The organism is Kitasatospora sp. NPDC023385, assembly GCF_055664045.1.
The window spans coordinates 132,036-146,723 of the sequence record NZ_JBVOOL010000005.1 but is presented as its reverse complement, the minus strand read 5'-3'; the positions used below and the strand labels follow the sequence as shown (position 1 = coordinate 146,723).

14 protein-coding genes are annotated in these 14,688 nt (G+C 72.2%); 8 read left to right on the top strand and 6 right to left on the bottom strand.

Annotated elements, in window-relative coordinates; all coding sequences use genetic code 11:
* Window positions 1–3 precede the first annotated feature (3 nt).
* A complete protein-coding gene (locus AC0B61_RS10455) occupies window positions 4–1,152 on the top strand; it encodes a hypothetical protein (protein ID WP_471740226.1) in 1,149 nt (382 codons plus the stop codon).
* Between the two features lie 68 nt (window positions 1,153–1,220).
* Complete coding sequence (locus tag AC0B61_RS10450) at window positions 1,221–2,369, top strand: hypothetical protein (RefSeq protein ID WP_471740225.1); 1,149 nt, start codon at window positions 1,221–1,223, stop codon at window positions 2,367–2,369.
* Window positions 2,370–2,502: 133 nt separating this feature from the next.
* Here AC0B61_RS10450 and AC0B61_RS10445 read toward each other — a convergent pair whose 3' ends face one another.
* A complete protein-coding gene (locus AC0B61_RS10445) occupies window positions 2,503–3,885 on the bottom strand; it encodes a glycine--tRNA ligase (RefSeq protein WP_471740224.1) in 1,383 nt (460 codons plus the stop codon).
* Window positions 3,886–4,079: 194 nt separating this feature from the next.
* On the opposite strand from AC0B61_RS10445, the gene AC0B61_RS10440 reads away from it, so the two are divergent.
* The 4 genes from AC0B61_RS10440 to AC0B61_RS10425 are packed head-to-tail and all read left to right on the top strand — an operon-like array spanning window position 4,080 to window position 7,274.
* A complete protein-coding gene (locus AC0B61_RS10440) occupies window positions 4,080–5,123 on the top strand; it encodes a metal ABC transporter substrate-binding protein (protein ID WP_471740419.1) in 1,044 nt (347 codons plus the stop codon).
* An 11-nt stretch (window positions 5,124–5,134) separates the two neighbouring features.
* Window positions 5,135–5,899, top strand: a complete 765-nt coding sequence (locus tag AC0B61_RS10435) for a metal ABC transporter ATP-binding protein (protein WP_471740223.1) — start codon at window positions 5,135–5,137, stop codon at window positions 5,897–5,899.
* Window positions 5,896–6,828, top strand: a complete 933-nt coding sequence (locus tag AC0B61_RS10430) for a metal ABC transporter permease (RefSeq protein ID WP_471740222.1) — start codon at window positions 5,896–5,898, stop codon at window positions 6,826–6,828. Before AC0B61_RS10435 ends, AC0B61_RS10430 begins: the two co-directional genes overlap by 4 nt.
* A gap of 35 nt (window positions 6,829–6,863) precedes the next feature.
* On the top strand, window positions 6,864–7,274 hold the full coding sequence (locus AC0B61_RS10425; RefSeq protein WP_471740221.1) for a Fur family transcriptional regulator: 411 nt from the start codon (window positions 6,864–6,866) through the stop codon (window positions 7,272–7,274).
* Between the two features lie 76 nt (window positions 7,275–7,350).
* On the opposite strand, the gene AC0B61_RS10420 is transcribed toward AC0B61_RS10425, so the two are convergent.
* The 4 genes from AC0B61_RS10420 to leuA form a co-directional block, all read right to left on the bottom strand.
* Window positions 7,351–8,184, bottom strand: a complete 834-nt coding sequence (locus AC0B61_RS10420; protein ID WP_471740220.1) for an isoprenyl transferase — start codon at window positions 8,182–8,184, stop codon at window positions 7,351–7,353.
* A 4-nt stretch (window positions 8,185–8,188) separates the two neighbouring features.
* On the bottom strand, window positions 8,189–8,935 hold the full coding sequence (recO, locus tag AC0B61_RS10415) for a DNA repair protein RecO (protein WP_471740219.1): 747 nt from the start codon (window positions 8,933–8,935) through the stop codon (window positions 8,189–8,191).
* A gap of 219 nt (window positions 8,936–9,154) precedes the next feature.
* Complete coding sequence (locus tag AC0B61_RS10410; protein WP_471740218.1) at window positions 9,155–9,850, bottom strand: TerB family tellurite resistance protein; 696 nt, start codon at window positions 9,848–9,850, stop codon at window positions 9,155–9,157.
* A gap of 250 nt (window positions 9,851–10,100) precedes the next feature.
* Complete coding sequence (leuA, locus tag AC0B61_RS10405) at window positions 10,101–11,897, bottom strand: 2-isopropylmalate synthase (protein ID WP_471740217.1); 1,797 nt, start codon at window positions 11,895–11,897, stop codon at window positions 10,101–10,103.
* 333 nt (window positions 11,898–12,230) lie between these two features.
* Here leuA and AC0B61_RS10400 point away from each other — a divergent pair, with 333 nt between their 5' ends.
* Both AC0B61_RS10400 and AC0B61_RS10395 read left to right on the top strand, forming a co-directional pair.
* Window positions 12,231–13,253, top strand: a complete 1,023-nt coding sequence (locus AC0B61_RS10400; protein WP_471740216.1) for a M4 family metallopeptidase — start codon at window positions 12,231–12,233, stop codon at window positions 13,251–13,253.
* A gap of 96 nt (window positions 13,254–13,349) precedes the next feature.
* Window positions 13,350–13,616 (top strand): protealysin inhibitor emfourin, encoded by a 267-nt coding sequence (locus AC0B61_RS10395; RefSeq protein ID WP_471740215.1) that lies wholly within the window; start codon window positions 13,350–13,352, stop codon window positions 13,614–13,616.
* Between the two features lie 95 nt (window positions 13,617–13,711).
* On the opposite strand, the gene era is transcribed toward AC0B61_RS10395, so the two are convergent.
* The gene (era, locus tag AC0B61_RS10390; protein ID WP_471740214.1) at window positions 13,712–14,641 is read right to left on the bottom strand and encodes a GTPase Era; all 930 of its coding nucleotides are present in this window, start codon (window positions 14,639–14,641) and stop codon (window positions 13,712–13,714) included.
* Between the last annotated feature and the right edge of the window lie 47 nt (window positions 14,642–14,688).

The window sequence follows — 14,688 nt, the reverse complement described above, 5'->3', positions numbered from 1 at the left end:
CACGTGAGCGCGGTCACGCCGCTGCTGGACGGGACGGTGGTGGCTTCGGCCGCCGCCGCCCTGGTCCTGGCCCCGAAGGCGGTGCGGACCGAGGCCCGGCCCGGCCGCGGGGGCGCGATCGGGCCGGAGGCGGCGCTGGCGGCGGTCGTCGTGCTCATCTGCCTCAACCAGGTGCTGGTCGCCGTGTACGTGAACCGCGTCCACGGCGGGGATCCGTCCTTCATCGCCCGCTACCTGCCCCCGGGCTGGTTCGACGTCCCCCGGTTCGACGCCCGTACACCCCTCGGCGCCCTCGCCGCGCGCTTCCCGGCACCGGGGCTGCTGGCCCCGTCCGTCCTCCGGGTGCAGGCGTTCCTCGAACTGCCGCTCGTGCTGCTGGCGTTCGTCGCGGTCGTCCGGCGGCTGGACCGCGACCTGTACGTCCGGCTGGCCCGCTCGGCGTTGGTCCCGCTGGCCGCCGTCTCGTACACCGTGGCGTTCTGCGCGGTCGAGTGGGACCTGCGGAATCCGTACACTGTGGACGACCTCGTCCTGCGCGTGCTCTCCGCCGCCGTGACGCCGTCGCTGATCGCCTGGACGGCCCGGCGCGAACCGGCCCCCGCCCGCCCCGCCCGCCCCACCCGCCCCGCCCGCGCCAATCCGCTGCTCTTCGCGCTCGACCTGTGGGCGTACGGGCAGCTGATGCTGGCGCTGTACGACACCGCGCTGCTCTACAACCTCGCCCGGGTCGGCGGCCATCTCCTCGCCGTGGCCGCCGCGTTGACGGTCCTCGCCGCCACCCGGACCGTCGCGCCCCGGATGCCGGCCCCCGACGGCCCCCGCACCACCGCCCTCACCGAGACGATCGGCCGGGCGCTCGCCCTCTTCCTCGTCCCTGCCCTGTCGATCCGGTACGCGGAGACCTTCGGCACACCCGAACTGGCCACCGCTGCCGGGCTCCTGGTGATCGGAGCGGCGGTCCGGCGGGATACCCTGCGCCTCCTCCTGCCCGCCGCCGCAGGCGCAGCGGTCGGGTACGCCGTCGCCGTCCTCGCCCCCGGCCCGTACTACGAGGCGACCCTCCTCCGGAGCGCGACCGGCGCACTTCTCGCAACGACCGCCCTCTGCGCGCTCCTTGACACCACTCGGGCACGACTGGTCGTGCGCCCTTAACTCTCCCGCCACATACCGACGCCAGGATGTCCTGCAGTCAGGGTCTGGATGGACAGGTTGGGGCGATCATGCGCATGCGGCCGACGACACAATCCGCAGGCCGGCAGCCGGGGGGCGAGCACCAGGCCGATGAACTCCGCGCGGAGCTGGACGAGTTGCTCCGTGCGAGCCGCTACGCGAGTCAGCGCGAACGGCGACTGGACGAGGCCCTTCGGGCGAGCCCGGGCCGCCGCCGGCCCGACGGGGACCTGCTGCGGCAGCTCGCCCAGGCCCGCACCCTCCGCGAGGGGCTGGGCGCCCGCTGCCTTCAACTCAGCGACCAGTTGGAGGCATTGGAGACCCGGCTCAGACACGAGCAGCAGGAGCCACCACAGCAGCGCCACCCAGAGCCAGAACCAGAACCGGAACCGCAGCCGCAGCCGCAGCCACAGCCGGAACCGTCTCCCGAGCAGCCCCCACCACCCCCCGTCCGCCCCGACATCGGCGCCCTCACCGAGCGGATCACCGCCCTCCACCGCAACGGCGCCCGCCCCGGGGCCACCGAGCTGATCGACCAGGCCGCCACTCGCCTCACCCCCGCCGACGCCGCCCTGCTGGCCGGGATGCTCGCCCGGTACGGTCCGACCGGCGCCTCGCTCCAGCTGGCCCGCAGTGCCGCGCAGTCGCCCCCCGAACACGCCGTCGCCGTCCTGGCGGAGCTGCGCGACCTGGGCCTGGCCGAGGAGGCCGCCGAGCTGTTCCACGCCTTCTGGGCCTACCCGGCCGCCTCCGTCCCCGGGCTCCTCTCGGCGCTGGAGCAGGCGGGGCAGCACGCCGACGGCGCGACGCTCCTGTGGGAGTGGGGTTCGGCACCGACGTCCGAGCTGACGTCGCTCGCCGCCTGCCTCCAGCAGCACGGCCGCCCCGGCGACGTCCGGACCCTGCTGCGCCAGGCCGCCGGCCGTCCGACCGCCGACCTCACCACCCTCGCCGCCGAGTTACCGCCGGCGCTCGCCACCGCCCTGCTGCACGAGCTGGCGGCGCTCCGCCCGCCCGTCGAACTGGTCCGGCTGGCAGCCGCGTTGGACGGCGCCGGCGACCGGAACCTGTACGGCGAGCTGCTGGGCGCCCTCCTCGCCGACGGGCCCCGCCACCGCACCACCCTCGCCGCCCTCCGCTCGGCCGGCCTGCCGACCGCCCCGCCCACGGCGCCCCGCTCCCGCTGGGGGCGGCGGTGACGGCCGACGCCCGCACACCACCCAGAACCACCCCGAACGACCCTGGACGTCCCGCACACCCCCCCGGACAGCAAGGAGCCCCCGCCCGCCCCGACCAGGGCGAACGGGGGCTCCGCGAGCGGGCGGGCCCGAGCTAGCAGCCGATCAGGCGCGCCGCGAGGTACGCCTTGACCTGGTCCAGCGAGACGCGCTCCTGCGACATGGTGTCGCGGTCGCGGACGGTCACCGCATTGTCCTCGAGGGTGTCGAAGTCGACCGTGACGCAGAACGGCGTGCCGATCTCGTCCTGGCGGCGGTAGCGCTTGCCGATCGCGCCGGCGTCGTCGAACTCGACGTTCCACGCGGTGCGCAGGTCGGCGGCCAGGCCGCGGGCCTTCGGGGAGAGGTCGGAGTTACGCGACAGCGGCAGGACGGCGACCTTGACCGGGGCCAGGCGCGGGTCGAGCCGCATGCCGACGCGCTTCTCCATGACGCCCTTGGCGTTCGGCGCCTCGTCCTCGAAGTAGGCGTCGATCAGGAAGGCCAGCATGGCGCGGTTGAGGCCGGCCGCCGGCTCGATGACGTACGGGAAGTAGCGCTCGCCGGATTCCTGGTCGAAGTACTTCAGGTCCTGGCCGGACGCCTCGCTGTGCACCCGCAGGTCGTAGTCCGTGCGGTTGGCGACGCCCTCCAGCTCGGAGAACTCGGAGCCGCCGAAGTTGAAGCGGTACTCGATGTCCACGGTGCGCTTGGCGTAGTGGGAGAGCTTCTCCTTCGGGTGCTCGAAGAAGCGCATGTTCTCGGTGCGCAGGCCGAGGTCAACGTACCAGTCCCAGCGCTGCTGGAGCCAGTACTCGTGCCACTGCTCGTCCTCGCCCGGCTTGACGAAGAACTCCATCTCCATCTGCTCGAACTCGCGGGTGCGGAAGATGAAGTTGCCGGGGGTGATCTCGTTGCGGAAGCTCTTGCCGGTCTGGGCGATGCCGAACGGCGGCTTCTTGCGCGAGGTGGTCTGGACGGCCTTGAAGTTGGTGAAGATGCCCTGGGCGGTCTCCGGGCGCAGGAACGCCAGGCCGCTGGCCTCCTCGGTGACACCGAGGTGGGTCTTCAGCATGCCCGAGAAATCCTTGGGCTCGGTGAACTGGCCCTTGGTGCCGCAGTCGGGGCAGTTGACGTCCTGGAGGCCGTTCGGCGGCGGGAAGCCGTGCTTGGCCTCGTACTTCTCCTCCAGGTGGTCGGCCCGGTGGCGCTTGTGGCAGGAGAGGCACTCGGTCAGCGGGTCGTTGAAGGTGGCGACGTGGCCGGAGGCCTCCCAGACCTCGCGGGCGAGGATGACCGACGAGTCGAGTCCGACGACGTCCTCACGGGCCTGGACCATCGCGCGCCACCACTGGCGCTTGATGTTCTCCTTGAGCTCGACACCCAGCGGACCGTAGTCCCAGGCGGCACGGGTGCCGCCGTAGATCTCGCTGCAGGGGTAGACGAAGCCACGGCGCTTGCTCAGGCTGACGATCGTGTCGATCTTGTCGGCGGCCACAGTGCTCTCTTCAGTACGTACGGCACGGTCAGGGCACGGCTGGTTGCGCGTACCCGAATACCTCAGGTTACCGGCCATACGGGTACGTGATTCAAATCGGTATCGTCCGGCCGCCCCCGGCCATCGCCACCTGACGTTCACCCATTCGAGTGAGTTGACAATCATTTCCATCTGAGATGAGAATGATTGTCATGATGATCGGACGACGCACCCGCAGCTCCATAGCCCTCGCCGCCACCGCCCTCGCCGCCTCCCTCGTCCTGACCGCCTGCGGTGGCAGCAGCAGCGCCCAGAGCGCCGACGGCAAGCTGAAGGTCGTCGCCTCCTTCTACCCGATGGAGTACGTCGCCCAGCAGATCGGCAAGGAGCACGTCGCAGTCACCGACCTCACCGCCGCCGGCGTCGAGCCGCACGACCTGGAGCTCACCGCCAAGCAGGTCGGCACCGTCCAGAAGGCCGACGCGATCCTCTACCTCAAGGGCCTGCAGCCCACCGTCGACCAGGCCGTCGCGCAGTCGTCCAGCACGCACAAGATCGACGCCACCGCCGCCAGCCCGCTGGTCGACCACCACCTCGACGAGGGCACCGCGGGCACGGGCCCCGGGGCCGACGGCCACCAGCACGAGGGCCCGGCCGGCGACCCGCACATCTGGCTCGACCCGACCCGCTACGCGGCGATCGCCAAGAGCGTCGGTGCCGAGTTCGCCAAGGCCGACCCGGCGCACGCCGAGGACTACCGGAAGAACACCGACGACCTGGTCACCAGGCTCACGGCGCTCGACCAGGACTTCCGGACCGGACTGAAGGACACCAGGACCAAGACCTTCGTCACCAGCCACGCCGCCTTCGGCTACCTCGCCGACCACTACGGCCTCACCCAGGTCGCCATCAACGGCGTCGACCCGGAGTCCGAGCCCACCCCGGCCCGTCTCGCCGAGGTGCAGAAGGCCGCCAAGGACAACGGCGTCACCACGATCTTCTTCGAGACCCTGGTCAGCCCCAAGCTCGCCGACACCGTCGCCAAGGACCTCGGCCTCAGGACCGCCGTCCTGGACCCGCTGGAGGGCGTCAAGGACCCGGCCAAGGACGACTACCTCACCGTCATGAAGCAGAACCTGGCCAACCTCCAGGCCGCCCTCGGCGCGACCGCCGCCCCCGCGGGCGCTGCCCCCACCACCGACGTCCCCGCCACCGACACCCCCACGACCAGCGCCACCACCCCTGCCGCCACCAGCTGACGGGAAGCACCATGAACCACCCGATACCCCCGGCCGTCCGCCTCCGGGACGCCGTCGCCTCGCGCGGCGGCCGGCCGGTGCTGCGCGGCGTCGACGTCACCGTCCGGCCCGGCGAGGTCGTCGCCCTGCTCGGCGCCAACGGCTCCGGCAAGTCGACCACCGTGAAGACCGTGATCGGCTCCGTCCCGATGGAACAGGGCACCCTGGAGCTGTTCGGCACCCCGTACCGCTCCTTCCGCGCCTGGCACCGCATCGGGTACGTCCCGCAGCGCACCACCGCCGCCTCCGGCGTCCCGGCCACCGTGCGCGAGGTGGTCTCCACCGGACGGCTGCCGCAGCACCGGCTGCTGCCCTTCCGCCGCAAGGACCGCACGGCGGTGGACCGCGCGCTGGCCGCCGTCGGCATGCTGGAGCGGGCCGGGGACGGCGTGGCCGACCTGTCCGGCGGCCAGCAGCAGCGGGTGCTGATCGCCCGCGCCCTGGTCGGCTCCCCCGACCTGCTGATCATGGACGAGCCGATGGCCGGGGTGGACGCCGGCAGCCAGCAGGTGCTCGCCGACACCCTGCGCGCCGAGGTCGGCCGCGGCGCCGCCGTCCTCCTCGTCCTGCACGAACTCGGGCCGCTGGAGCCGCTGATCGACCGCACCGTGGTGCTGCGGGACGGCTGCGTCGCCCACGACGGCCCGCCCGTGCCCAACACCGGCCTGCACGCGCTGCCCGGCCACGACCACGTCCACCCGCACGCCGATCTGACCCCGCCGAGGCTGCTCGCATGACCGAGATGCTGTCCTACGACTTCATGCAGCGCGCCCTGCTCGCCGCCGTCCTGGTCGGGATCACCGCCCCGGCCGTCGGCATCTACCTGGTGCAGCGCCGCCAGGCCCTGATGGGCGACGGCATGGGCCACGTCGCGATGACCGGTGTCGGCCTCGGCTTCATCTTCCAGACCAGCCCGGTCTGGATGGCCGTGCTGGTCTGCGTGCTCGGCGCCGTCACCATGGAGCTGGTCCGCTCGCGCGGCAACCAGCGCGGCGACATCGCCCTCGCGATGCTCTTCTACGGCGGCATGGCCTGCGGCAAGCTGCTGGTCTCGCTCTCCGCCCAGGCCGGATCCGGCTCGCTGGAGAGCTACCTGTGGGGTTCGATCCTCACCGTCGCCCCCGCCGACCTGGCCGCCATCGCGGTGCTCGGCGCGGTGGTCATCGCGGTCACCGTCGGCCTGCGCCGCCAGCTGTTCGCGATCTGCCAGGACGAGGACTTCGCCCGGGTCACCGGCCTGCCGGTGCGCACCCTCAACCTGCTGCTCGCGGTGATGGCCGCGGTCACCGTCACCGTCGCCATGCGGGTGGTCGGCCTGCTGCTGGTCAGCGCCCTGATGGTGGTTCCGGTGGTCGCCGCCCAGCAGCTCACCCGTTCCTTCGCCGCCACCCAGGCCGCCTCGATCGCGATCGGCGTGGTGGTCTCGCTGGCCGGCGTCACCGGCTCGTACCAGCTCGACGTGCCGTCCGGGCCGGCCATCGTGCTGCTCGCCATCGCGGTCTTCGCGGTGTTCGGCGTGATCGCCGCGCCGCTCGCCCGGCGGCGCCACCGCGCCGGCGCCGAGCAGGGGCCGACGGTCTGCGACGTGCGGCTGCCGTTCCAGTCGCCGGAGCGGACTTCCTCCGACGCGACCGCTCCTGAGCGGGGGGCCGGGCTGGCACAATGATGTGCGAGACGCCCACGACCCCAGGAGGACCCACGGTGACCACCGCAGGCCCGTCGCCGCGCGCCCGATCCACTCGGCAGCGTGCCGCCGTCTCGGCTGCCCTGGACGAGATCGCGGATTTCCGCAGCGCGCAGGAGCTCCACGACCTGCTCAAGCACCGCGGGGACTCCGTCGGTCTGACCACGGTCTACCGCACCCTGCAGTCGCTCGCGGACGCCGGTGAGGTGGACGTGCTGCGCACCGCCGACGGCGAGGCCGTCTACCGCCGGTGCAGCAGCGGGCACCACCACCACCTGGTCTGCCGGCACTGCGGCGCCACCGTCGAGGTGGAGGGCCCCGCGGTGGAGCGCTGGGCCAACTCGGTCGCCGCCGAGCACGGTTTCAGCGACATCGCGCACACGCTGGAGATCTTCGGCACCTGCGCGGAGTGCGCCAAGAACGCCTGACCGGGCCGCGAACGACCGGAGGACCCGCCGATCCCGGCGGGTCCTCCTCCGTTGAGCGCGGCCGGCTGGACGGGCGTCAGCGCTGGGACGGCACCGGCGCGGGGAGCTCGTTGGGGATCGCCCCGCCGAAGCGCCGGTCGCGCATCGCGTACTGCTCGCAGGCGCGCCACAGGTCGCGGCGGTCGAAGTCCGGCCAGAGCACGTCCTGGAACACGAACTCGGCGTAAGCCGACTGCCAGAGCAGGAAGTTGGAGGTGCGCTGCTCGCCGCTGGGGCGCAGGAAGAGGTCCACGTCCGGCATGTCCGGGTGGTACATGTACCGGGCCAGCGTCTTCTCGTTGACCTTCTTCGGGTCGAGCTTCCCGGCCGCGACGTCCCGCGCGATCGCCTGGGCGGCGTCGGCCAGTTCGGCCCGGCCGCCGTAGTTGACGCACATGTAGAGCGTGACGGCGTCGTTGCCCTTGGTCTGCTCCTCGGCGACCTGCAGTTCCTGGACGACGCTCTTCCACAGCTTGGGCATCCGGCCGGCCCAGCGGATCCGTACGCCCATCGCGTCCATCTCGTCGCGGCGGCGGCGGATGACGTCCCGGTTGAAGTTCATCAGGAACTTCACCTCGTCGGGCGAGCGCTTCCAGTTCTCGGTGGAGAACGCGTACAGCGAGATGTTCTTGACCCCGAGCTCGATGGCACCCCTGAGGACGTCCAGCACCACGGCCTCGCCGACCTTGTGGCCCTCGGTGCGGGGCAGTCCGCGCTCCTTGGCCCAGCGGCCGTTGCCGTCCATCACGATGGCGACGTGGTCGGGGACCAGCTCGCCGGGGATCTTCGGGGGCTTTGCGCCGCTGGGGTGCGGGGTCGGAGGAGCGTACTCCCGTTGCTTGCCACCGCCGAAGAGCCGTCGCGCTGCCATGTGCTCACTTCTCCACGTATCTCATCGAGCGGATGCCCCGCTCCAGGTGCCACTGCAGATAGGCCGCGACCAGGCCGCTGCCCTCCCGCCAGTACCGCGGCTCGCAGGTGTCGGCCGTCCGCCAGTCCCCTGACAGCAGCGCCCCGAGCAGTACCAGTGTCTCAGGGGAGGGTACGGCACATCCGGGCACTCGGCAGTCCGCGCAGAGCACCCCGCCCGCGGGGAGCGAGAAGAAACGGTTCGGCCCTTCCAGGCCGCATTTGGCGCAGTCGGTGAAGCTCGCGCCGTACCCGTTCACCGCGAGCGAGCGCAGCAGGAAGGCGTCCAGGACCAGGTGTGATTCGTGCACCCCGGCGGCCAGCGTGCGCAGCCCGCCCACCAGCAACAGGTACTGCTGGACGGCGGGCTCGCCCTCGTTCTCGGCGAAGCGCTCGGCCGTCTCCAGCATCGCGGTGCCGGCGGTGTAGCGGCCGTAGTCGGTGACGATCGAACCGCCGAACGGCGCGATGGTCTCGACCTGGGTGCACAGCGGCAACCCGCGGCCGATCAGCTCACTCCCCCGGCTGAAGAACTGCACGTCCACGTGGGAGAAGGGCTCCAGGCGGGCGCCGAACTTGGACTTGGTCTTGCGCACCCCGCGCGCCACCGCCCGCACCTTGCCGTGTTGGCGGGTCAGCAGGGTGATGATCCGATCGGCCTCGCCGAGCTTCTGCGCCCGCAACACGACGCCGTCGTCCCGGAAAAGGCTCATGCGGACCATTCTCCCCCAGCCGCGGACAGTCGCGGCCACCCGCGGCCACCCGCCGACAGCGGCGAACTGCCCCAGAGAGGGACGGACAGCCGTGGTGCCCGCACCGGGGCCGTGGGGGAGGACCACTGCGGTGCGGGTCACGGCGGGCCCGGAGGGGGGTTCGGGCCCGTTTGTGGGGGATTCGGAGTGGTCCCGTGGCTGGGGCGGCGCCGGGCCCGGCTACTGGTACGGCGTCCGGGTCGCCGCCTCCAGCAGCGCCCCGACCCGCGCCTGCGGCAGGTCCAGGCAGCGCCCGACGGCGGCCAGCGCCTCCCGCTCCTGCGGCAGGTAGCGCCCGTCGGCCAGGGCGATCGCCGCGCCCTGCAGCAGCAGCCGCTCGCGGCCCTGGTGGGCGAGGTGCGGGGTGAGCGGTTCGAGGACCGCGTGCAGTTCCACGGCGAGGCCGCCGGCCTCGCCCAGGTGCCGGCCGGGGGGCGCCTGCAGTCCGTGGGCCTCGTGGAGTTCGCCGCCGAGCCCGGAGAGCGCGGCGAGCGCGGCCAGGACCTGGGCCTCGCCGCAGTCGTCGAACCCGGCCTCGCGCACCGCCGCGCAGGCCGCCTCGCGGGCCGCCCGGTGGGCGGTGCCGCCGGCCGCGAGCAGGACCAGGGCGACGGTGTACTGGGCGTCCCGCAGCATGGCGCCGAGGCGCACGCACGTCGGCTGTTCGAGGCTCTCGACGCCGTACCGGCCGTGGCAGCTGGTGCACTGCACGCTGCCGATCACCGGTCCGAGCGGGACCACCGGCGTGCCCAGCAGCCGCAGCCACCGCCGGCCGTGCTGCCGGCGGTAGTTGCGGTCCCCGCCGCAGCCCGGGCAGAAGAAGTCACCGAGAACGTCAGTCCGCCACCTCGGGCGAACACCCCACAACCTGGTCACGGCGCCACTCCCCAGACATGGCAGGCGGCCTGCTCGACAGTGGGCAGGTCACGCGACCGGACGCCGAGCCGTCCCACCGACCCGGCTTTCCGGTGGATCGATGTTGCCATGGTTACCGGCACGTGTCAGTACCTCGAACGGCTTCCGCTCCCAAAAAATGTGGCGCAGGACACAGCGCCCCGGCCGGGGGCCGCAGGCACGGCCGAGGGCCGCCCCGCAGGACGGCCCCGCCGCGTGCCACTCGTACGAACTACCCGCGCTGCGACCGGTTGACGGCGCTGATCATCGCCTTCAGCGAGGCCAGCACGGTGTTGCCGTCGATGCCCACGCCCCACAGCACCTTGCCGTCCACGGCGCACTCGACGTACGCGGCGGCCTGGGCGTCGCCGCCCTCGCTCAGCGCGTGCTCGGCGTAGTCCAGGACGCGGACGTCCACGCCGATCCGGGCCAGCGCGTCCGCGAAGGCCGAGACCGGGCCGTTGCCGGTACCGGTCAGGGTGACCGGCACGCCCTCCACCAGGGCCTCGGCGGTCAGCGCGTCCCGGCCGTCCTCGGTGGTCAGGGTGCGCGAGCCGCTCAGCGCGATCCGGCCCCACGGGTTGTCGGTGGTCGGCAGGTACTCGTCCTCGAAGACCCGCCAGATCTCGACCGGGGTGACCTCGCCGCCCTCGGCGTCGGTCTTGGCCTGGATGATCCGGGAGAACTCGATCTGCATCCGGCGCGGCAGGTCCAGCTTGTGGTCGTTCTTCAGCACGTACGCCACGCCGCCCTTGCCGGACTGGCTGTTGACCCGGATGACCGCCTCGTAGGTGCGGCCGACGTCCTTCGGGTCGATCGGCAGGTACGGCACGCCCCAGGTGTGCTCCTCCACCGGCACGCCCGCCGCCTTCGCGTCTGCCTCCAGGGTGTCGAAGCCCTTCTTGATGGCGTCCTGGTGCGAGCCGGAGAAGGAGGTGTACACCAGGTCGCCGGCGTACGGGTGGCGCGGGTGCACCTCCATCTGGTTGCAGTACTCGGCGGTGCGGCGCACCTCGTCGATGTCGGAGAAGTCGATCTGCGGGTCGATGCCCTGCGAGAACAGGTTCATCCCCAGCGTCACCAGGTCGACGTTGCCGGTTCGCTCGCCCTGGCCGAACAGGCACCCCTCGATGCGGTCGGCGCCCGCCATGTAGGCCAGTTCGGCGGAGGCGACGGCGGTACCCCGGTCGTTGTGCGGGTGCACCGACAGGCAGACGAACTCGCGGCGCGACAGGTGGCGCGACATCCATTCGAACTGGTCGGCCTGCACGTTGGGGGTGGCCCGCTCGACGGTGGCCGGCAGGTTCAGGATGATCTCGCGGCCCTCGCCCGGCTGCCAGACGTCCATGACCGCCTCGCAGACCTCCAGCGCGAAGTCCAGCTCGGTGTCGACGAAGATCTCCGGCGAGTACTGGTAGCCGAAGACGGTGTCGTCTCCCAGCAGCTTGTCGGCGTACTCCATCACCAGCCGGGTGCCCTCGGTGGCGATCGCCTTGGTCGCCGCCCGGTCGTTGCGGAACACCACCCGCCGGAACAGCGGCGCGGTCGCGTTGTACAGGTGGACGGTCGCCCGCGGGGCGCCGACCAGCGACTCGACGGTCTTCTCGATCAGCTCTTCGCGGGCCTGCGTCAGCACCGAGATGGTGACGTCCTCGGGGATCGCCCCCTCCTCGATCAGCGACCGCACGAAGGCGTGGTCGGTGGCCCCGGAGGACGGGAAGCCGACCTCGATCTCCTTGTAGCCCATCGCGACCAGCAGGTCGAACATCTTGCGCTTGCGGGCCGGGGACATCGGGTCGATCAGCGCCTGGTTGCCGTCCCGCAGGTCGGTCGACAGCCAGCGCGGCGCCTTGGTGATCACCGTGCCCGGCCAGGTGCGGTCCGGCAGGTCGACGGCGCCGAACGGCAGGTAGCGCCCGTACCGCATGCCGGAGGACCGCTGGCGCACGGAGGCCGCGGTGATCGGGGTGGGCCGGTCGACGAAGGCGCGGGCGGCGGGGACGGACGCGGCGGAGGTCTGCTCGGTCATGGAGGTGACTCTCGGCTTCCTGTGGATGCGTGGTGCGGGCGGTCGGGAGGGATCTACACCGACTGGCCGGCCTCTGCTGTCGCTCGCGGTCCGCCGTCGGACCGCCGAATCCGCGCACAGCTCGTTCCCCGCGGCGAGGGAGCCGGCCCGGTGGACTACAGGCCCTCGACGCGGCAGCTAAGAAGAAGCAGCCCGTTGCGCATGATGGAACCCAGCGTAACCCAGGGCCACGCGCCCCCGAAGTGATCCGGGCTCCCGTTCCACCCCTTGAGACGGCGGCCAGTGTCGGCAAGGGTGGTGACATCCGGTCATCGAGGCCTCACCCTGGGCCGCATGACTGCAGCAGTACCGATCTGCGCGATCGTCCCGCCGTACGTCCTGGACCGCCTCGCCGAGGCCGGTCACGAAGCCGCCGTCCACTCCCTCGCGCTCGACGCCGCGCACCGCGCGGCCCGCCTCTCCCCGCCCCCGCCCACCGGCGGCGCCCCGGGCCTGAACCGGGTGGTCTGCGACGCGGGCCACGCCCAGCGGCTGCCCGGCCGGACCGTGCGCACCGAGGGCCAGGCCGCCTCCTCCGACGCCTCCGTCAACCACGCCTACGACGGCCTCGGCGCCACCTTCGCGCTCTACGCCGACGCGTTCGGCCGGCACTCGATCGACGACCACGACCTGCGGCTGGACGCCAGCGTCCACTACGGCCGCAACTACGACAACGCCTTCTGGAACGGCCACCAGATGGTCTTCGGCGACGGCGACGGCCAGATCTTCGGCGACTTCACCGCCTGCATCGACGTCATCGGCCACGAACTCACCCACGGCGTCACCCAGTTCACCGCCGGACTGGACTACCAGGACCAGCCCGGCGCGCTCAACGAGTCGGTCTCCGACGTCTTCGGCTCGATGGTCAAGCAGTACGCGCTGCACCAGGGCGCCGCCGACGCCGACTGGCTGATCGGCGCCGGGCTGCTCGCCCCCGGCGTGCAGGGCGTCGCGCTGCGCTCGATGAAGGCGCCCGGCACCGCCTACGACGACCCCCGGCTCGGCAAGGACCCGCAGCCCGCGCACATGCGGGACTACGTCCACACCGCCGACGACAACGGTGGGGTGCACATCAACTCCGGCATCCCCAACCACGCGTTCTACCTGCTGGCCACCGCCCTCGGCGGCTCGTCCTGGGAGCGCGCCGGGCGGATCTGGTACGACGCGCTGACCGGGCGCACGGTGCCCGCGAACGCCGACTTCACCGCCTTCGCCCGGGCCACCGTGGCCGCCGCGAAGGCCCGCTACCCGGACCAGCCCTCGGTCGCGGACACCGTCACCGCCTCCTGGGCGCAGGTCGGGGTCAGCCCGGGGTGACCGGGCGGCCGGTCCGGCGGCCGGGTCGCGGGGGTGCAAGGTCACGGTCCGGGAAAAACCCGGCAAACCCCCTCCCCGGGTAGCACCATGGACACCATGCGCATCCAGGTGACCCGGACCGGCGGCTTCGCGGGAATCGTCCGCCACGCGGAGCTCGACACCGTCGACCGCACGGACGCCCCGCACGTGCACGCACTCGCCCGCGAGGCCGTCGCGGGCGGGCTGCGCGCCCCCTCGTACGGCGTGCCGGACGGCTTCCACTACGAGATCACCGTCGACGGCCGGACGGTGCACTGCGCCGACCCTAAGCTCACCGACTCCCAGCGCGAGCTGGTCTCCCTGGTGCTGCGCGAGGGCGCGTAGCACCAGGGCGGGGGCGGCCGCTCAGCGCACCACGGTGCCGCCGTCCGGCCGGGCCCCGGCGTTCCCGGCGTTCCCGGTGGGGCAGGACCCCCGGGTCAGAAGCCCAGCTTGCGCAGCTGCTTGGGGTCGCGCTGCCAGTCCTTGGCGACCTTGACGTGCAGGTCCAGGTAGACGGGCGTGCCGAGCAGCGCCTCGATGTGCTTGCGGGCGGTGGTGCCGACGTGCTTGAGCCGCGCGCCCTTGGCGCCGATCACGATCGCCTTCTGGCTCTGGCGCTCGATGTAGACGTTGGCGTGGATGTCCAGCAGCGGCCGGTCCGCCGGGCGGCCCTCGCGCGGGAGCATCTCCTCGACGACGACGGCCAGCGAGTGCGGCAGTTCGTCCCGCACGCCCTCCAGGGCGGCCTCGCGGATCAGCTCGGCGACCATGACCTGCTCGGGCTCGTCGGTGAGGTCGCCGTCGGGGTAGAGCTGACCGCCCTCCGGAAGCAGCTTGGTGAGCAGGTCGGCGGCCAGCTCGACCTGCTTGTCGCCGACCGCGGAGACCGGGATGATCTCGGCCCACTCGAAGCCCAGCTCGACGCCGAGCTGCTGGACGGCGATCAGCTGCTCGGCCAGGCGCTTGGAGTCGACCAGGTCGGTCTTGGTGACGACGGCGACCTTCGGGGTCTTCTTGATCCCGGCGATCTCCTTGGCGATGAACTTGTCGCCGGGGCCGATCTTCTGGTCGGCGGGCAGGCAGAAGCCGATCACGTCGACCTCGGCCCAGGTGGAGCGGACGAGGTCGTTGAGGCGCTCGCCGAGCAGGGTGCGCGGCTTGTGCAGGCCGGGGGTGTCGACCAGGACGAGCTGGGCGTTCGGGCGGTGCACGATGCCGCGCACGGTGTGCCGGGTGGTCTGCGGTCGGTCGGAGGTGATCGCGACCTTCGTCCCCACCAGGGCGTTGGTCAGGGTCGACTTGCCCGCGTTGGGCCGGCCGACGAAGCACGCGAACCCGGAGCGGTACGAGGAGGAAGGGGCATTCATGGGCTCCATTCTCCCTGATCACCGGAGCTCCGCCGTCCGGGGTCGCT